This is a genomic window from Cyanobium sp. LEGE 06113, from assembly GCF_015207615.1.
Genome location: NZ_JADEWM010000001.1, coordinates 106516 through 123984, shown reverse-complemented (window position 1 = coordinate 123984; position 17469 = coordinate 106516). Strand labels below are relative to the sequence as shown.

Sequence of the window (17469 nt, the reverse complement as noted above, 5' to 3'; positions counted from 1 at the left end):
CCCGCCTGCTCAGGCACACTGAGCCTCGCCCTCCTTCAACCCCCAGGCCCCCACCGCTGTGATCGGCTACATCTCCGACAACCTGCTCCTCCCGATCCTCGATTTCTTCTACGGATTGGTGCCGAGCTACGGGCTGGCGATCATTGCCCTCACGGTGGTGATCCGGCTCGCCCTGTTTCCGCTCAGCGCCGGATCGATCCGCAATGCCCGCCGCATGCGCATCGCCCAGCCGGTGATGCAGAAGCGCCAGGCCGAGATCAAGGCTCGGCACGCCAGCAACCCCCAGAAACAACAGGAGGAGCTGGGCAAGTTGATGAAGGAGTTCGGCAGCCCTCTGGCGGGCTGTCTGCCCCTGCTGGTGCAGATGCCGATCCTGTTCGCCCTGTTCGCCACCCTGCGGGGCTCACCCTTCGCGGATGTGCCCTACACCGTGAACCTCAAGGTGCTGCCCGCCGACCAGGTGGCCACGATCGAGACCAAGCCCTTCAACACGGCCAGCCACTCGATCTTCGTCACCAGCACCAGCCATGTGCCGGTGATCGCCAGCCTCGAGGCCGGCAACAAGCTGGCGGTGGGCAGCAGCGAAACCGTGACGCTGCACACCAAGACCGATGAGAGCTTCGCCTCGGTGCTGGCCGGGGTGGAGAACGGCGACGCCTTCCAGCCCAGCTGGAGCGTGACCAAGGGCGAGGAGGTGGTGCGGGTGGATCAGAACGGCACCATCACCGCCATCGCCCCCGGCGACGCCACGGTGGAGGCCAAGATTCCAGGCCTGGCGGCCCGCAGCGGCTTCCTGTTCATCAAGGCCCTGGGTCAGGTGGGCTTCATGAGCGAAGGCCAGGTGAACTGGGACATCGCCGGCCTGGTGGCCGGCTTCGGCGCCACCCTGTTCATCTCCCAGATCCTCTCGGGGATGGGCATGCCGGCCAATCCGCAGCAGTCCACGGCCAACAAGATCACCCCCGTGATGATCACGGCCATGTTCCTGTTCTTCCCCCTGCCGGCCGGCGTGCTGCTCTACATGGTGGTGGCGAATATCTTTCAGGCTCTGCAGACCTTTCTGCTCAGCCGCGAGGCCCTGCCCGACAACCTGCAGGCCATCCTCGATCAGCAGCGGTCGCAGCAGGCCATCACCGTGGCAGCCGGCGGCGTCGGCATCGGCGAGCGGGGCGGCCGGCTTCCCTTCGAGCCCAAGGGCAAGAAATGATCCCGCGCCGGTGATGCCAGCGGGTCCACCGCAGCGGCATGGAGGACTGCGGCCACCGGTGCTTCCCGCCCCACCAACCCCCGATGGATTCTCCCCACGCCACCCCCCCTGCGCCGCCACGGCTGCGGCCCGTGCCGATCCGTGAGCTCCAGGCCCTCAAGGGCGGCCTCGAATGGCCTCTGGAGCACCACCTCAACGGCCTGGACAGCCTCACGCCGGTGCGGGGCGTGGTGCGGGCGGTGCACCGCGGCGACGCCCTGGAGGTGGAGGGGGAGGCGGCCACGATCGTGACCCTCTGCTGCGACCGCTGCCTGGGCCACTACAACCACTCCCTGGAAGCCAAGGCTCAGGAGCTGATCTGGCTGGGGTCGGCCGACCCCCAGAGCCTGGATGTGGCCCTGACCCGGGCGCTGGATCCCCGCCTCGATCTCGACGCCGACAGCCTCAGCGAATCGCTCGATCCCCGCGGCGACTTCGACCCGGCCCACTGGATCTTCGAGCAGCTGAGCCTGCAGCTGCCCCTGGTGAATCGCTGCGGTGCCGACTGCCCGGGCCCGGCCCACTGGGGCAGCGGCCCACCCGTGGGGGAGCCCGCTGGCGAGCTGCCTGGCGAGGCCGCCGGCGGCGACCCCCGCTGGGCAGCCCTGGCCGCTCTGCGCCAGAACGCCGCCAAGGGGCCAAACCATCCCAGACCGCAACCATGAGCGAAACCAGCTGGGCCGACCACCTCGACCTGATGATCCGGGCCCGCACCCCGATCATCTGGATCCGCAGCCTCGAGGAGCAGCGGGTGGAGGCCCTGCTGGAGCAGGCGGCGCGGCGGCTGGGCAACCGCACCCTGCTGCGCTGGGACTTCGTGGATGGCCTGCGCGGCGCCCCGAACCGCGAGGGCGAGGCCAGCCGCAATCCGATGGCAGCCCTGAGCTGCCTCGATTCCCTGCCTGCTGAGCAGGGCGCGATCCTGCTGCTGCGCGACTTCCACCGCTACGGCGAGGATGCCGGCATCTGCCGCCGCCTGCGCAACCTGGCCGGCAGCCTGCGCCAGACCCCCCGCACCCTGATCATCACGGCGCCGGACTGGAAGGTGCCGCCGGACCTCGATGACTGCATCACCCTGCTGGATCTGCCGCTGCCGGATGCCGAGGAGATCGGCCAGCTGCTGAGCTCGATCGCCGCCGCCAGTGGCCGGGCGCTCGATCCGCCGGTGCTGCGCCAGCTCTCGGCGCCTGCCACGGCCTCAGCGAACAGCGCGTGCGCCAGCTGGCGGCCCGCGCCCTGGCCCGCCGCGGCCAGCTGGGTGCCGACGACCTGGCCGAGGTGCTGGAGGAAAAGCGCCAGGCGATCGCCAAGAGCGACCTGCTGGAGTACTGCCCCAGCAGCTCCAGCCCGGCCGACATCGGCGGGCTCGAATCCCTCAAGCACTGGCTGGAGCAACGGCGCCGGGCCTTCAGCGAGGAGGCCCGGGCCTACGGGTTGCCCCTGCCCCGGGGAGTGCTGCTGGTGGGCCCCCAGGGAACGGGCAAGTCGCTCACGGCCAAGGCCATTGCCCACAGCTGGTCGATGCCCCTGCTGCGGCTGGATGTGGGGCGCCTGTTCGCCGGCCTGGTGGGGGCCTCGGAGGCCCGCACCCGCGACATGATCCAGAGGGTGGAGGCCATGGCGCCCTGCGTGCTCTGGATCGATGAGGTGGACAAGGGCTTCGGCCTCGGGGCCAGCAGCGACGGCCGCAGTGACGGCGGCACCAGCCAGCGGGTGCTGGGCACGGTGCTCACCTGGATGGCGGAAAAGACCAGCCCGGTGTTCGTGGTGGCCACGGCCAACGCGGCCGAGAGGCTGCCCCCCGAACTGCTGCGCAAGGGTCGCTTCGATGAGATTTTTCTGCTGGCACTGCCGGGAGCGGAGGAACGGCGCGCCATCCTCGACCTGCAATTGCGCCAGCGCCGGCCGGGCCACAGCCTGCCGCTGGAGGTGTTGGTGGATCGCACGGCGGGCTTCTCCGGAGCGGAGCTGGAGCAGACGGTGATCGAGGCCATGCACCTGGCCTTTGCCGAGCGGCGCGAGTTCGGCGAGGCCGACCTGATCGCCGCCGCCAGCCAGGTGGTTCCCCTCAGCCGCACGGCCCGCGAGCAGCTCGAGGCCCTGGAGCAATGGGCCAGCACGGGGCGGGCCCGCCCCGCCTCCAGGTTGCGGGGCGTAACGAACTCCGACGCCAGGTAACAAGCCCGTGGTTCCAGCTGGGTCGGCCTGTCCACCCCCCTTACGGTCTGCTGACGACCTTGGCAGCGCCATGACCCCCAGCCCCACGCCTCGTGACCGCGGTGAACTGTTCACCCAGCTGGCCGTGGCCTGCATCGGTGCCGGGGTGGTGACCACCGTCGCGGTGGCCCAGGGACAGAACCCGATCACCGCGCTCGGCATCACCCTGTTCTCAGCCATCGCGGCCGTGGCTCTCGGCCAGGTGCTCTGAGGCTGAACGCCGCTGAGTGGTTGGCCTCTGCGGCTGCCACGCAGCGGCGTTACTTCAGAACACAATCAGCACCACCTTGAGAACTGGAAAGCCAAGGTTGTCAAGCCCCCACCAGGCTGTCCATAGTGCCTTCATCGCCAATTTGACCTTGGCATGACACTCCACTCAAAACACAAGGCTGGTCTGAGTCTGCCCGCCATCAGCATGGCTTTGCTGATGGCGGGCGCCACCGCCCTACCCTCCGTGGCTGCTCTGCGGCAGTCCCAGCAGCAACCCTCAGTCCAACGGGCCATCCCTGCCATGGTGGACGGCGGCGACAGCGGCCCAGTGCTGATCGCCAAGGAGAAAAACAAGGATAAAGACCGGGATAAGAAAAAGAAGAAGAACCGCGATCAGAAATCTGAGAAGCGCCAGAATAACAACCGCAAGACAAGCGACAGGAATCAGAAAAACAACGGCAATCGAAAGACCAGCAACAACCAGAAGAACGATCGCAAGGAGCGAGCCGAACGGAAAGAGCGAGCCGAACGGAGGCAGAAAAACGATCGAGCCAGTGATCGGAACGCCAAAAACAACAACAACGGCAACAACAAAAAAGACAGAACACCAAGATCCGATCGCAGCCTCACCAAGGCTGAACGCGATCGTATCTATCGCCAGGGTCTGCGCGAAGGCAAAGACCGTGGCTACAACAAAGGCGTCAAGACCGGCTATCGCGAGGGGGTCGACAAGGGACGCAAGCGCGGCTACGACCGGGGCTATGACCGCGGCTACCGCAAGGCCGAAAACCGCTACAGAGGCTGGGACAGCAACCGCTGGCGCAGTTACAACCGCAGCAAGCGGAACCAATGGCGCCGTCCGGTGGTGGTCAACAACTACTACGGACGCGGCGGCTGGGCCGGGCAACGCGGCTGGTACAACTCCCGTCCCTGGGGCGGTGGCTGGTACGGCGGTTGGTCCAGTTCACCACCGTGGGGCTGGTGGCTCGGGCAGTCCGTGGTGTGGGGCGTGACCACCCTCACCACCGCAGCGATCATCAACGACTCCATTGATCGGGCCATCGAGCGCCGTCAGCCCACCGTGCTGGTGCCCGATACCAATTGGCAGCTCTACTACGGCAGCGTTGAACCTGTGGAAGACACGGGAGTCACGTTTGCCGTCTACAACGGTTCAGGCACCTATGAGATGGAGGCCGACTGCGAAGAGGGGCTGCTGAACGGCGAGGTGCCCACCACCCCAGCGGAAGCCCAGCTGATCAATGCGGCCTGCCAGGTGACCTTCGGCACCCAGGCCTGAATGACCAGCGGCTTTCGCGACCAGCTGCCTGCCCTGGCCAACAAGACCTACTTCAACTACGGCGGCCAGGGGCCCCTGCCGACCACGAGTCTTGAGGCCATGGTTGCGGCCTGGGGCCAGTTGCAGGAGCTGGGCCCATTCACTGGGGATGTGTGGCCCTTTGTGGAGTCAACGGTGGCCGGACTGCGCAGGCGCCTGGGCCGCTGGCTCGGGGTACCGCCTCAGCGCCTGGCCTTCACCGAGAACGTGACCAGCGGCTGCGTGCTGCCCCTCTGGGGCCTGCCCTGGCAGCCGGGAGACGTGCTGCTGCTGAGCGATTGCGAGCACCCCGGCGTGGTGGCGGCCTGCCAGGAGCTGGCCCGACGCCAGCAACTCACGATTGAGCGCTTCAAGGTTGCTGACCTGCGGCAGGACCCGGCGGCCACCGACGCCGCAGTGCTGCAGCGGCTGGAGAACGCCCTCGGCCCCCGCACCCGCCTGGTGGTGCTCTCCCACCTGCTCTGGAACACCGGGCAGGTGATGCCGATCGCCGCTGTGGCCAGCCGGCTGGACCAGCACCCGCAGCGACCCTGGCTCCTGGTGGATGCTGCCCAGTCACTGGGCAGCATCCCCGTGGCCGAGGCAGCCCATGCGTCCGACATCTACGCCTGCACAGGTCACAAGTGGTGCTGTGGGCCGGAGGGCCTGGGCGTGGTGGCCCTCTCTGAGCGGCTGCTGGCGGAAGCCCAGCCCACCCTGATCGGCTGGCGCAGCCTCAGCCATGAGGGCAGCGCCACCAGTGGCTTTCACACCGACGGGCGCCGCTTTGAGGTGGCCACGTCCTGCATCCCCCTGTTCGCCGGCCTGGATCGCTCCCTGGAACTGCTGGAGGCGGAGGGGTCGCCGGAGCAGCGGCTGCAGCGGATCAGCCTGCAGGCTCGCCGCCTCTGGGAGTCCCTGGCCGCCCTGCCAAACCTGAAGACCGCCCTGCAGACACCGCCTCCCGCCGGCATTGTGAGCTTCACGCTGGAAGGGGAACAACCTGGCGATGTGGTGCGACGGCTGGGGGAGCAGAGCCTCTGGATCCGCAGCCTCGAAGAACCGGCTTGCCTGCGGGCCTGCACCCACGTCTGCACCGTTGAACAGGACAGCGACAGGCTGGTCGCCGCCCTGAGAGATCGGTGATCAGTCGGCAGCTGGGTCGCTGAGCATGGTGCTGTAGACCCAGCCGGCGAGCAGGGCACCGACGATCGGGGCCACCCAGAACAGCCAGAGCTGACCAACGGCCGCTCCGCCCACCCAAACGGCAACGCCAGTGCTGCGGGCCGGGTTCACCGAGGTGTTGGTGACCGGGATGCTGATGAGGTGAATCAGGGTGAGTGCCAGGCCGATGGGCACCCCGGCAAAGCCGGCGGGGGACAGCTTGTCGGTGGCACCGAGGATCACGAGCAGGAAGAAGAAGGTGAGCACCACTTCCACCACCAGGGCGGCGAAGAAGCTGTAGCCACCTGGGGAGTTGGCGCCGAAACCGTTGGTCGCAAGGGCGTTGGCACCCTCCACCACGAAGCCGGCGCGGCCGCTCGCCACCAGCTTGATGACGCCGCCGGCAATGACGGCACCGACCACTTGGGCCGCGATGTAGGGGAGGAGTTCAGCCTGCTTGAAGCGCCCGCCGGCCCAGAGGCCGAAGCTCACCGCGGGGTTGATGTGACAGCCCGAGATATGACCAATGGTGTAGACCATGGTCAGCAAGGTGAGTCCGAAGGCCAGGGACACCCCCAGGAAGCCCAGTCCCAGTGGGTTCGCTGCAGCGTTGTCATAGGGGAAGTTGGCCGCCAGCACGGCACTGCCGCATCCGCCCAGGACAAGCCAGAACGTGCCGAACATCTCGGCGAGACATTTTCTAGACAGTGGAATGGCTCGGGCCATTGCATCAAAAGTTACAACTCTGAAAACCTACCGGTCCATGGGCCATTTACCCTCACTCTGTGATCAATCAACGATCAATCAACACCATGCCGTAACAGGCACCCCGACCTAAGCCTCAGCAAGGTGCTCCGCCGCCAGCCTCGAGCCAAGGGCCTTCTGGGCCTCTTCCCTGTCGTCGAAGTGGACCTTGGTGGTGCCCAGGATCTGGTAATCCTCATGGCCCTTGCCAGCGATCAGCACCAGATCCTCGGGCTGCGCTGCCCTGATCGCCGCGGCGATCGCGCCGGCCCGGTCGCCTTCCACCTCCAGGTCGGTGCCGGCGGGGATGCCGGCCACCACGTCGTCGAGGATGGCCTGGGGATCCTCCGTGCGGGGATTGTCGGAGGTCACCACGACGCGATCGGCCAGGCGAGCGGCGATGGCGCCCATCTGGGGGCGTTTGCTGCGGTCGCGGTCACCGCCGCAGCCGAACACGCAGATCAGTTGCCCCCTGGTGAAGGGCCGGCTGGCCTGCAGGGCATTGTCCAGACCATCGGGCGTATGGGCATAGTCCACCAACACCACCGGCTGGGGCTGGCTGCCGGCGGCGCTCACCCGCTCCATGCGTCCGGGCACCCCGCGGAAACCGGCCAGTCCAGGCAGCAGCAGGTCCAGGGGGATCCCCTGCTGCACCAGGGCTCCCACGGCCTGCAGCAGGTTCATCAGGTTGAAGCGGCCCAGCAGCGGCGACTGGAAGCGGCCCTCCCCCAGGGGCGTCACCAGCCGGCCGCGCACGCCGCTGCTCTCCATCTCGAGGGAATCGATGAACAGCTCGGCGCCGGGGTCGAGCAGGGAACTGCGCCAGCAGCGCGGCCCCAGCTGGCGGGCCAGTTGGGCACCCCAGGGGTCGTCGCCGTTCACCACCACGGTGGGGCTGGCACTGGCCCTGAGCAGGGGGGAGGTGAACAGCAGCGCCTTGGCGGCGAAGTAGGCCTCCATTGAGGCGTGGTAGTCGAGGTGGTCCTGGGTGAGATTGGTGAACACCGCCCCGGCGAACTGGCAGCCGGCCACCCGCTGCTGATCGAGGGCGTGGGAGCTCACCTCCATGGCCGCGATCCGGGCGCCGGCCTCGACCGCGCGGGCCAGCTGGGCCTGCAGCAGATCGGCGAAGGCGGTGGTGTGCTGGGCCGTGACGCTGTAGCCGGGCCAGCGGTTCTCCAGGGTGCCGAACAGGGCGGTCGGCAGACCCGCCGCCCCCGCCAGATGCTCGATCAGATGGGTGGTGGTGGTCTTGCCGTTGGTGCCGGTGACCCCGATCAGGCCCAGGCGGGCGCTGGGTTGTGCCCAATAGGCGGCGGCCAGGGCTCCGGCCCAGCGGGCCACGGGTTCCTCCACCACCAGCACCGGATCGCCGTCGCCGGGGCGGTCGTCGAGAATCGCCCCGGGACCCACCACTGCAAGGCAGGCTCCCGCTTCGAGGGCAGCACGCCAGTAGCGGCCGCCATCCACCTGGGTGCCGGGCAGACCGATGAACAGGGTGGCGGGACCCACCCGGCGCGAGTCACAGCTGATCGAGCGCACCGTCGCGTCGGGAAGGCCCTCAGGCACCTGCAGTCCCACTTCGCTCAGCAGGGGGTGAAGCAGGGTGGGCATGGCGGGGCAACGGGTGGGCTGGCGCCGTTCTAGACGCTTCCCCCAGGAAAACCGTTCTTGCCCAACCAAACCAGCAGGGCCGTGTCCACCAGGCGAGGCGGCACCCGGGGCAGCAGCTGCTCGCCCGTGACCGTACGCCAGCCCAGCACCGGCACCTCCAGCCCGAAGCGGGCCTGCAGGGAAGGATCGTCGTCCACATTCACCACCACCAGGCGCGGCGGCGGCGTCAGCCGGCGCAGCTTCTCCTCCAACCCCTCACACAGGCAGCAGCCCGGGCGGGAGTAGAGCACCAGGTGATCGGCCATGGGGGACGCAGGGCGAGACAGGAAGGACGAAACAGGAAGGGGAGAGCAGGGTTGAGAGGAACCCTCGGTCCGGTTCAGTCGGGCACCGGATCACAGCCGCAGGGCGTGAACGGGTGGCAGCGCAGCAGCCGCCGCAGGGTGAGCCAGCCGCCGCGCCAGGGTCCATGGCGGCTGATCGCCTCCAGGCCATAGGCACTGCAGCTGGGAATGAAGCGGCAACGGGGGCCCAGCAGGGGGGAGAGAAAGCGGCGGTAGAGGCCGATCAGCCCCAGCAGCAGCCAGGCCAGCCAGCGGGAGGGGCCCGCAGGCCCGGGCAACTCAGGGGATGGGGCCAGTCCGAGGGCCACGGGGCCAACCGATAGGATCGATCGTTGGCGCGTCAAGGCGCGGGCAGCGGACTTGATCCAGCATGCCCCAGCTGCGGCCGCCATGGGACCCACCTGGGGTCCCGTTCCGTCCCACCACCTTGTTTTCATGTCTCGTTACCGCGGCCCTCGTCTGAGGATCACGCGGCGCTTGGGAGACCTTCCCGGTCTCACCCGTAAGTCCGCCAAGCGGTCTTATCCCCCCGGTCAGCACGGCCAAGCCCGTCGCAAGCGCTCCGAATACGCCATCCGCCTGGAAGAGAAGCAGAAGCTTCGCTTCAACTACGGCATCTCCGAGCGCCAGCTGGTGCGCTACGTCAAGAAAGCGCGAGCCCAGGGAGGCTCCAGCGGCACCAACCTGCTCAAGCTGCTCGAGAGCCGTCTCGACAACATCTGTTTCCGCCTCGGCTTCGGGCCCACCGTGCCCGGCGCCCGCCAGTTCGTGAACCATGGCCACGTGACCGTCAACGGCCGCGTCGTGGACATTGCCAGCTTCCAGTGCAAGCCCGGCGACGTGGTCGCCGTGCGCGAGCGCAAGCAGAGCCGCAAGCTGGCGGAGGGCAACCTGGAATTCCCGGGCCTGGCCAACATCCCGCCCCACCTGGAACTGGACAAGGGCAAGTTCACCGCCAAGGTGATCAGCCGCTGCGAGCGCGAATGGGTCGCCCTCGAAATCAACGAGCTGCTGGTGGTGGAATTCTATTCCCGCAAGGTGTAGAACGCTCAGTCCGAGGCACAGCAAGGGGTCTGGGGGCTGTGGTCAGCCTGCTCATCGGGCAGCTCTGACCATGGCTCCCAGAGCCCTTTGCTCGCCCTTTGCGTGAGCACGTGCAGGTGTATCTCCTGATCACCAAGTCCAATAATCCTTTGGCTTGCCGATGTAGGAGAGAAAGGCTTCCGCATCAGGACGGAGCCGTTGAATCACAGAGGCACGCATCGGGCCTGGCCAGTCGGGCTCCGATACATGGGCACGGCCCTTTTGTCCCACCTTGTTCAGCTTGGGCAACTCTCCTGCTTCCAGAATGCTGTGCGTCTGAGGCGGAAGCCCCAGAAAAACCAGCAGCTCCCCGAGCACGGCAGCAGGATCAGCGATCAGATCCTCAAACGTCAAGCAATGGATCTGCTGATCCGGGAAATATTTTCGATAGGCGTTGATTCTTTCGTAGTAACTGGAACAACCGATCAACAGGCGGGCGGCTCGACGATCGGAAAGAATTCGCTCAAATGCCACATAGTCAGGGCATCGTCCTTTGACGTGGCGCCACTGAGACACGAGCCGATCAAGCGGATGACGCACGACATAGACGATTTTCATTCCTGGAAAGTATCGATGCATCAGCCCAGGAGCATCCCGAAATTCCCTCAGCGGGCTGGCATACATTGTGCTCGCCTCACCGCGCCAGGCAAAGCCACATCCGGCCCTGAAGATGCTCCGATACCATGGCCATCCCTTACCGTAATGGCGCCCAAAAAACTTCGGCTCTTTTGGCCTGCTGATGAAAATATCGGCATGGCTTGAGAGCACGGCTGCAAGTGTCGTCGTGGCCGACTTGGCGGCACCGATGATGATGAAATTAGGCAAGTATCTCCTGCCCATTCTCACCTGTCTGGCGTGTAACCCAGCAAGACCATCTGCAATTTCGGCGTAAGGCTTCCCATCAAGTCTTAATCCCATAAGGCCCCCGACGACTCATTGCCACAATGGCACTCCAGCCAGGACTCTCAAGCGTGGAATTCTATTCCCGCAAGGTCTGATCTCCGGGATCAATCCCAGCTTGTCTTGTTTCACCTCGCCCCGCCTCCGGCGGCTTTTTTCATGGGCGAGCAGCCAACACCTGTTCAAGCCCCGGCCTCTCATCCCAGGCGCAGGACGCGCCGCGCATTGGTACAGCACACCCTGATCCGCTGGTCTTCTGTGATGGCAGCCTGCTCGATCCAGTCAGCCGCCAACTGAATGTCTTCATAGGGATAATCGGTGGAAAACATCACCGCGTGGTCGCCCATGGCTTCAAGGGCGCAACGCAGGGGGGCATCCGCACAGACTCCAGACGTCGTCACTGTGAGATGACGCTTGAGGGTCTCTGATGGGGGGCGGATCAAGGCGCGACCGACGGTTGTCACAGCAGCCCTGCTGTCCAAGCGCCAGAGCATGTAGGGAAGGGTTTCCCCCATGTGACCCAGGATCAGCCGTGCCCGAGGGTGGCGATCCAGCAGCTGAGCAAACACCAGACGGAGTAAGTGGGTGGCGGTGTCACAGGTCCAGCTCCACACGGCACCTTCGAGCTCTGGATGGCCGCGGAAAGCCTCATCGCGCTCACTCACCAGGCCAGGGTGGAGATAAAGCGGTACATCAAGCTGTTCCAAGACATGCCAGAAAGGAGCAAAATGGGGCTCGTCCAAGTAGACGCCATTAGTGGCACCGTTCACAAGCACGCCGACAAATCCAAGTTCCTGAATACAACGTTTGAGCTCGTTGCAGGCGGCATCCACATCCTGTAAAGCCACACACGCGAAGCCACGAAACCGCGCCGGGGCCAGCGCCATGCGTGTGTGCAGGAAATCATTCACCCGTTGGGCAAGCTCCACCGCCAGGGCTTGATCCCTGATGGACTGCACACCCGGTGCCGTCTGGGACAGCACGGCGATCGCGATGCCGGCCCTGTCCATGGCGAGGAGGCGCTGTTCGGCCAGCTCCGGCAAAGCCGCCTCAATACCCGCAAGCACACCCGGATCAAAAAAGGCCACCTCGTTGATCGTTGGCTCAAGGCCCGGGGCGCTGAAGTGTTCCTCCAGAGCAATCTTGTTGAGGATCCTTGGCATGGGGGTGCAGTGCAGCAGAGACCTGAACAGGCCGCCTTCAGCCGCCGATCAGGGCCTCCAGCGCGGCGGTCACATCGTCCTGGCGCATCAGCGCTTCGCCCACCAGCACCGCATCCGCCCCGGCGCTCTGCACCCGATCGAGGTCATCGCGGCTGAACAGGCCCGATTCGCTCACCAGCAGGGCGCCCTTGGCGCGCAGCGCCGCGCCGTGGCGCGCCATCAGCTGCTCGGTGGTGGCCAGGTCGGTGTGGAAGGTGGCGAGATCCCGGTTGTTGATCCCGATCAGCCGCACCCCCTCCAGGGCCAGCACCCGCTCCAGCTCGGCCTTGTCATGCACCTCCACCAGCGTGGCCAGGCCGAGGCTGCGGGCCGCCTTGAGCAGGTAGGTCAGATCCTGATCCGTGAGGATGGCGGCGATCAGCAGGGCGGCATCGGCGCCGGCGGCGCGGGCCTGGTAGAGCTGGTAGGGGCTGAGGATGAAGTCCTTGCAGAGCAGGGGCAGCTCCACCACCTGGCGCACCTGCACCAGCACCTCAAAGCCTCCCTGGAAGAAGGCTTTGTCGGTGAGCACCGACAGACAGCTGGCCCCTCCGGCGGCGTAGCCGCGGGCAAGGGCCTCGGGGTCGAAGTGCTCGCGGATCACGCCCTTGCTGGGGCTGGCCTTCTTGATCTCGGCGATCACGGCCGGCTTGCGGCAGCTGGCCCGCAGGGCGGCCTCGAAGTCGCGGGTGGGGGGCAGATCGGCCACCTGGCGGGCCAGTTTCTGCAGGGGCACCCGATCGCGGGCCGTGGCCACCTCCCGGTCCTTCTCCCACACGATCTCCTCGAGGATGTGGCGCGGCGCCGCCTCGGCGTGGGGCACGCCGTACTCCAGGAAGGCCACCTTCACCTTGGGGTTCGGGGGGCGGCGACGAATCTGCATGGATCAGCGGACGAGAGGAAGGGACAGAAGGGAGCGGCCCTCAGGCCACGGCCATGGCGGCCTGCTTGTAGGCCACCTCCACCACCTCACTGAGGGTGGGATGGGTGTGCACTTCGTTCACGAGCTGGATCACACTCTGGCGACGCGCCACCGCGTTGGCGATCTCCTGGATCAGGTCGGCGGCGTGCAGCCCGTAGATGTGGGCGCCCAGCACCTCACCGGTGCTCTTGTTGAACAGCAGCTTCATCAGCCCGTCGCTCTCCAGCTCCGCCAGGGCCTTGGAGTTGGCCTTGAAGTAGCTGCGCACGCTGCCCAGCGCGAAGCCCTCAGCGGCCGCCAGCTCCTTGGCCTCAACCTCACTCAGCCCCACCGAACTGATCTCCGGATGGGTGAAGGTGGCCGCGGGAATCGAGCGGTAATCGATACGGCGGACATGGCCCAGGATGTTGTCCACCGCCACGCTGCCCTGGGCGGCGGCGGTGTGGGCCAGCATCATCTTGCCGGTCACATCCCCCACGGCCCAGAGGTGGGGCACGGGCTCGCCGTTCAGCAGCACCTGCATCCGCTCATCCACGGGGATGAAGCCCCGGTTGGTCTCCACCCCAACGGAGGCCAGGTTGAGCTGCTTGCTGCTGGGCACCCGGCCGGTGGCCACCAGCACCGCATCCACCTCCAGGGTTTCCACCAGCTCGCGGCTCTGCATGTCGGCCAGCTCGATCGTCACCGGGCAGCCCGGCGTCACCTTGCGGGCCAGCAGGCCGGCGCGGGCGTCGATGTCGCGGCCGTCGATCAGATGGCGGGCGGCGATCTTGGCGATGTCGGGATCGAAGGTGGGCATCACCCGATCCAGGGCCTCGATCATGGTGACCTCACAGCCCAGGGCGGTGTAGACGTCGGCGAACTCCAGGCCGATGTAGCCGCTGCCCACGATCGCCAGCCAGCGCGGCAGCCACTCCAGGCTCACCGCCTCGTCGCTGGTGAACACGGTGCGGCCGTCGGTCTCGATGCCGGGGGGCACGAAGGGCTCCGACCCCGTGGCCAGGATCACGTCGCGGGCGCTGTAGGTGCGCTCCACGCCGCCACCGCTGGCCCGCACGGTCACCTGCTGGCTGCCGGTGAGGCGGCCCTGGCCCCGCAGGATCGTGGCGCCGGCGCGCTCCAGGGTCTTGGTGAGGTTGGTGCGGATCGTGGCCACCAGCTGGTTGGCGTGGTCGGCGATCTTCTGGCGCTCAAAGCGCACCGGCGCGGCGTGGATGCCGAAGCCGGCCAAGTGCTCGGCATCGGCCAGTTCCCGCACCCGGCCGCTGGCGGCGAGCAGGGCCTTGCTGGGCACGCAGCCGCGGTTCACGCAGGTGCCGCCCATCTCCGCCGCTTCCACGATCGCCACCGAGAGGCCATGCTCGGCGGCGTGCTTGGCCGCATCGAAGCCGCCGTAGCCGGCGCCGATCACGATCAGGTCGAAGTCGAAGCTGCGGTCGTCAGGGGCGTCGCTCACCAGGGGCCGTGCACAGATGGCGGCATTCTCCCTCGCCAGCGGTCGCCTGTCTGCCGCTCGGGCCTCAGGCCGTGAGGCGCTGGCGCGCGCGTTCCAGCAGCAACGGCGCCGCCGCCACAGCCACGTTCAGCGACTCCACTGCCGGGCTATGGGGAATCGTGGCGCAGTGGCTGGCGCAGGCCAGCAGCTCAGGCGCCAGACCCGAGCCCTCCTGGCCCAGCAGCAGCACGGTGGGGCGTTGCCAGTCGAGCTGCCAGTAGGGCAGGGCGGCGGGACCGGGGGGCACGGCGGCCACCACCTGGGGGGGCTGGCTCCCATGGTGAGCAGCGACGGCGCCCAGCTCCTGCAGGCGCGCCAGCAACTGGCGTGGCTGCAGCGCTGCAGTGGCAGGGCCAGGGCGGCGCCGGCCGAGGCCCGCAGCACCTTGGGCTGGAACGGGTCGGCACCCTCCACCAGCCACAGCGCCTCCACGCCGCTGGCCAGGGCGGTGCGCATCAAGGTGCCGAGGTTGCCTGGATCCTGAAGCCGATCCAGGGCCAGCACCAGCGACGGGACGGGCGGCCCCCAGCCGAGCCCTGGCATGGACAGGCTGAGCACCACGCCGTCGGGGTGCTCCGTGGTGGCCACCGCCGCCAGCACCTCCGGCGTCACCGGCACGGGCTGCAGGGGCAGCGGCAGGCTGTCGAGCCAGCTCCGGTGCGTCTCGAGCCAGGCCTGCGTGGCCAGCAGGTCGACGGGCTGCAGACCGAGGCGCACCGCCTCCTGCAACAGGTGGGTGCCCTCCAGCAGCAGCAACTGCAGCTCCCGGCGGCCCTTGCCCGCGTGCAGCTGGCGCAGGCGACGCACGAGGGGATTGCGGCGGCTGCTGATCAGCTCCGGGGGCAAGCGGCCGGCCTCAGAAGCGCTCGTGGCGGCGCACGCGCATGGCGTCCTGCATCACGATCTCGGCCTCCTCCAGCTCCATCCCCTTCACCGCCGCCACTTCACCCTTGATGCCCTCGGCCCTCAAGTTTTCAATGAGCTTGCCCACCACGATGTCCTCAACGGTGGTCTGATCCATGGCGTCAGGCGTGAGACTCTCCAGAAACTTGCCTACCTTCGAAGCAACCACTTCGGAGGAATTGGTGATTTTTAGAAGAATCATGGAATCTCAAATGCGGATGGGGAGACTTGAACTCCCACGACATTGCTGCCACTAGTACCTGAAACTAGCGCGTCTACCAATTCCGCCACATCCGCGTGGCCGTCGCTCTGCGACTTCGGAACCATACGGCATCGGCCCGACGCGCCGCTCCCGGGGCCCTTGCCCCGCAGGACACCCCATCTCCCCGTGTGCGCACGGGCACATCCACCTGGCCACACCCAAGCGCCCCGTTGCGCCTGCCGCTGCAGCCCCCTGGGCCAGCAAGCCGGATGGCGCCAGGGATCGCCCTGAATCAGCCGGTAGCGGGTCTCCCCCCCTGACTACCGGGGGCGTGGTGCAGTTCCCGCAGCGGCCACCTAGACGATCTGGCCTTTTGTTGTCAAAATCCCCAGACAAAAAGGCCGGGGATGTCCGGGAATTCATGACAGCCCTATCCCTGCCATCCCTCGCGACCGACCTGAGCAAGGCCCAACCGGAGCTCCAGATCACCGGTGGCCGGCGTCTTGAGGGTGAGCTGCGCGTCGATGGCGCCAAGAACTCGGCCCTGGTGCTGATGGCCGCCTGCCTGCTCACCCGCGATCAGATCAGGCTGCGCAACGTGCCTCCCCTCACCGACATCGTGGGCATGGGCGAGATGCTGCAGAGCCTGGGCGGCCAGGTCAGCCGCGAGGCGAACAGCCTCGTGCTGGACGGCTCCGGCATCCACAGCACCACGGCTCCCTATGAGCTGGTGAACAGCCTGCGGGCGAGCTTCTTCTGCATCGGTCCCCTGCTGGCCCGGATGGGCATGGCCAAGGTGCCCCTGCCTGGCGGCTGCAAGATCGGCACCCGGCCAGTGGAGGAGCACGTCAAGGGGCTCAAGGCGCTTGGAGCCCAGGTCACCATCGAGCATGGCGTGGTCACGGCGGTGGTACCCGGCCGCGGCCAGCGCCTCAGAGGTGGCCGCATCTATTTCGACTGTCCCAGCGTGGGCGCCACCGAAACCCTGATGATGGCCGCCGTGCTCGCCGAGGGCGAAACGGTGATGGCCAATGCCGCCCAGGAGCCTGAGGTGGCCGACCTGGCCGGCCTGCTGATCGCCATGGGCGCCCGCATCCGCGGCGCCGGCACCCAGACGATCACCATCACGGGGGTGGAGCGCCTGCATGGCGCCGACTACGCCGTGATCCCTGACCGCATCGAGGCCGGCACCCTGCTTCTGGCTGCGGCGATCACCCGTTCGCGGCTGCGCGTCACCCCCGTGATCACCGACCATCTGGGGGCTGTGCTCACCAAGCTGGAGGCGGCGGGCTGTCGCCTCGAGCACGACGGCGTCGGCATGACCATTGAGGCCAGCGACATCCAGGCCGTGGACCTGCGCACCCAGCCCTTCCCCGCCTTCCCCACCGATCTTCAGGCCCCCTTCATGAGCCTGCTGGCCACGGCCCGTGGCACCAGTGTGGTCACCGAGAACATCTTCGAGAATCGGATGCAGCACGTGGCTGAGCTGCAGCGCATGGGGGCCGCCATCCGCCTGCAGAGCAACATCGCCTTTATCGAGGGGGTGGCCCAGCTCAGCGGCGCCCCGGTGCAGGGCACCGACCTCAGGGCTTCGGCCGCCATGGTGCTGGCCGGCCTGGCGGCTGAGGGGGTCACCAGCGTGCGTGGCCTGGAGTACCTCGATCGCGGCTACGCCGGCCTGGAGCACAAGCTGGCCTCCGTGGGCGCCTGCATCCAGCGGATCGGCGGCGGGCCGGCGCCGGCTGAGCGCGATCTCCTGACCCAGGGGAGCAGCGCCGCCTAAGCTCCACTCCAGGGGAGCGTGCCGGAATTGGTAGACGGACTCGACTCAAAATCGAGCGCCTTCGGGCATGTGGGTTCAAGTCCCACCGCTCCTATCGCCACGGCCACCGACCCCGGGTCGCCGTT

The 17469-nt window shown here is 67.3% G+C and carries 16 protein-coding genes, 2 tRNA genes and 2 pseudogenes; 9 read left to right on the top strand and 11 right to left on the bottom strand.

Annotated elements, in window-relative coordinates:
* The first annotated feature begins 58 nt into the window (after positions 1 to 58).
* From yidC to IQ220_RS00705, 6 genes and pseudogenes are all read left to right on the top strand, one after another.
* A complete protein-coding gene (yidC, locus tag IQ220_RS00730) occupies positions 59 to 1207 on the top strand; it encodes a membrane protein insertase YidC (protein WP_186697065.1) in 1149 nt (382 codons plus the stop codon).
* Positions 1208 to 1290: 83 nt separating this feature from the next.
* Complete coding sequence (locus tag IQ220_RS00725) at positions 1291 to 1911, top strand: DUF177 domain-containing protein (RefSeq protein WP_193912839.1); 621 nt, start codon at positions 1291 to 1293, stop codon at positions 1909 to 1911.
* Positions 1908 to 3424: pseudogene (locus tag IQ220_RS00720) on the top strand (AAA family ATPase). Before IQ220_RS00725 ends, IQ220_RS00720 begins: the two are co-directional and overlap by 4 nt.
* A gap of 70 nt (positions 3425 to 3494) precedes the next feature.
* A complete protein-coding gene (locus IQ220_RS00715) occupies positions 3495 to 3674 on the top strand; it encodes a hypothetical protein (RefSeq protein WP_186697068.1) in 180 nt (59 codons plus the stop codon).
* 300 nt (positions 3675 to 3974) lie between these two features.
* Complete coding sequence (locus tag IQ220_RS00710) at positions 3975 to 4970, top strand: hypothetical protein (protein ID WP_228008787.1); 996 nt, start codon at positions 3975 to 3977, stop codon at positions 4968 to 4970.
* A complete protein-coding gene (locus IQ220_RS00705; protein WP_193912830.1) occupies positions 4971 to 6134 on the top strand; it encodes an aminotransferase class V-fold PLP-dependent enzyme in 1164 nt (387 codons plus the stop codon).
* Here IQ220_RS00705 and aqpZ read toward each other — a convergent pair whose 3' ends face one another.
* From aqpZ to yidD, 4 genes are all read right to left on the bottom strand, one after another.
* Complete coding sequence (gene aqpZ / locus IQ220_RS00700; RefSeq protein ID WP_193912828.1) at positions 6135 to 6878, bottom strand: aquaporin Z; 744 nt, start codon at positions 6876 to 6878, stop codon at positions 6135 to 6137.
* 108 nt (positions 6879 to 6986) lie between these two features.
* Positions 6987 to 8510, bottom strand: coding sequence for a UDP-N-acetylmuramoyl-L-alanyl-D-glutamate--2,6-diaminopimelate ligase (locus IQ220_RS00695; protein ID WP_193912826.1), 1524 nt, complete (start codon positions 8508 to 8510; stop codon positions 6987 to 6989).
* A 29-nt stretch (positions 8511 to 8539) separates the two neighbouring features.
* Positions 8540 to 8815, bottom strand: coding sequence for a glutaredoxin family protein (locus IQ220_RS00690; protein ID WP_193912824.1), 276 nt, complete (start codon positions 8813 to 8815; stop codon positions 8540 to 8542).
* Between the two features lie 74 nt (positions 8816 to 8889).
* Positions 8890 to 9150 (bottom strand): membrane protein insertion efficiency factor YidD, encoded by a 261-nt coding sequence (yidD, locus tag IQ220_RS00685; RefSeq protein ID WP_193913132.1) that lies wholly within the window; start codon positions 9148 to 9150, stop codon positions 8890 to 8892.
* Between the two features lie 139 nt (positions 9151 to 9289).
* Between yidD and rpsD the strand changes: the two genes are divergently transcribed.
* Entirely contained in the window at positions 9290 to 9898 is a 609-nt protein-coding gene (gene rpsD, locus IQ220_RS00680) for a 30S ribosomal protein S4 (RefSeq protein ID WP_186697074.1), read from the top strand.
* A 129-nt stretch (positions 9899 to 10027) separates the two neighbouring features.
* Here the strand turns inward: rpsD and IQ220_RS00675 are convergent, their stop codons facing one another.
* The 7 genes and pseudogenes from IQ220_RS00675 to IQ220_RS00645 all read right to left on the bottom strand — a co-directional run bounded on the left by IQ220_RS00675 (position 10028) and on the right by IQ220_RS00645 (position 15656).
* A complete protein-coding gene (locus IQ220_RS00675; protein ID WP_228008786.1) occupies positions 10028 to 10762 on the bottom strand; it encodes a sulfotransferase in 735 nt (244 codons plus the stop codon).
* Positions 10763 to 11034: 272 nt separating this feature from the next.
* Positions 11035 to 12000, bottom strand: a complete 966-nt coding sequence (locus IQ220_RS00670; RefSeq protein WP_193912820.1) for an amidohydrolase family protein — start codon at positions 11998 to 12000, stop codon at positions 11035 to 11037.
* A gap of 37 nt (positions 12001 to 12037) precedes the next feature.
* Positions 12038 to 12922, bottom strand: coding sequence for an indole-3-glycerol phosphate synthase TrpC (gene trpC, locus IQ220_RS00665; protein WP_193912818.1), 885 nt, complete (start codon positions 12920 to 12922; stop codon positions 12038 to 12040).
* 40 nt (positions 12923 to 12962) lie between these two features.
* The gene (gene lpdA / locus IQ220_RS00660; RefSeq protein WP_193912816.1) at positions 12963 to 14417 is read right to left on the bottom strand and encodes a dihydrolipoyl dehydrogenase; all 1455 of its coding nucleotides are present in this window, start codon (positions 14415 to 14417) and stop codon (positions 12963 to 12965) included.
* Positions 14418 to 14481: 64 nt separating this feature from the next.
* Positions 14482 to 15290 (bottom strand): annotated as a pseudogene (locus tag IQ220_RS00655) (TrmH family RNA methyltransferase).
* 22 nt (positions 15291 to 15312) lie between these two features.
* Positions 15313 to 15561: a hypothetical protein gene (locus IQ220_RS00650; RefSeq protein WP_186697079.1), complete on the bottom strand. Its 249-nt coding sequence runs from the start codon at positions 15559 to 15561 to the stop codon at positions 15313 to 15315.
* 11 nt (positions 15562 to 15572) lie between these two features.
* Positions 15573 to 15656 (bottom strand) — tRNA-Leu (locus tag IQ220_RS00645).
* A 326-nt stretch (positions 15657 to 15982) separates the two neighbouring features.
* Between IQ220_RS00645 and murA the strand changes: the two genes are divergently transcribed.
* Positions 15983 to 17344, top strand: a complete 1362-nt coding sequence (murA, locus tag IQ220_RS00640; RefSeq protein WP_193912814.1) for a UDP-N-acetylglucosamine 1-carboxyvinyltransferase — start codon at positions 15983 to 15985, stop codon at positions 17342 to 17344.
* Positions 17345 to 17356: 12 nt separating this feature from the next.
* A tRNA-Leu gene (locus IQ220_RS00635) sits at positions 17357 to 17438 on the top strand.
* The last annotated feature ends 31 nt before the right edge of the window (positions 17439 to 17469 follow it).

Bases quoted from the DNA above. Each gene is read 5' to 3' on its own strand.
- IQ220_RS00725 (WP_193912839.1), top strand. From the start codon at position 1,291: ATGGATTCTCCCCACGCCACCCCCCCTGCGCCGCCACGGCTGCGGCCC.
- IQ220_RS00715 (WP_186697068.1), top strand. From the start codon at position 3,495: ATGACCCCCAGCCCCACGCCTCGTGACCGCGGTGAACTGTTCACCCAG.
- IQ220_RS00710 (WP_228008787.1), top strand. From the start codon at position 3,975: ATGGTGGACGGCGGCGACAGCGGCCCAGTGCTGATCGCCAAGGAGAAA.
- IQ220_RS00705 (WP_193912830.1), top strand. From the start codon at position 4,971: ATGACCAGCGGCTTTCGCGACCAGCTGCCTGCCCTGGCCAACAAGACC.
- aqpZ (WP_193912828.1), bottom strand. From the start codon at position 6,878: ATGGCCCGAGCCATTCCACTGTCTAGAAAATGTCTCGCCGAGATGTTC.
- IQ220_RS00695 (WP_193912826.1), bottom strand. From the start codon at position 8,510: ATGCCCACCCTGCTTCACCCCCTGCTGAGCGAAGTGGGACTGCAGGTG.
- IQ220_RS00690 (WP_193912824.1), bottom strand. From the start codon at position 8,815: ATGGCCGATCACCTGGTGCTCTACTCCCGCCCGGGCTGCTGCCTGTGT.
- rpsD (WP_186697074.1), top strand. From the start codon at position 9,290: ATGTCTCGTTACCGCGGCCCTCGTCTGAGGATCACGCGGCGCTTGGGA.
- IQ220_RS00670 (WP_193912820.1), bottom strand. From the start codon at position 12,000: ATGCCAAGGATCCTCAACAAGATTGCTCTGGAGGAACACTTCAGCGCC.
- trpC (WP_193912818.1), bottom strand. From the start codon at position 12,922: ATGCAGATTCGTCGCCGCCCCCCGAACCCCAAGGTGAAGGTGGCCTTC.
- IQ220_RS00650 (WP_186697079.1), bottom strand. From the start codon at position 15,561: ATGATTCTTCTAAAAATCACCAATTCCTCCGAAGTGGTTGCTTCGAAG.
- murA (WP_193912814.1), top strand. From the start codon at position 15,983: ATGACAGCCCTATCCCTGCCATCCCTCGCGACCGACCTGAGCAAGGCC.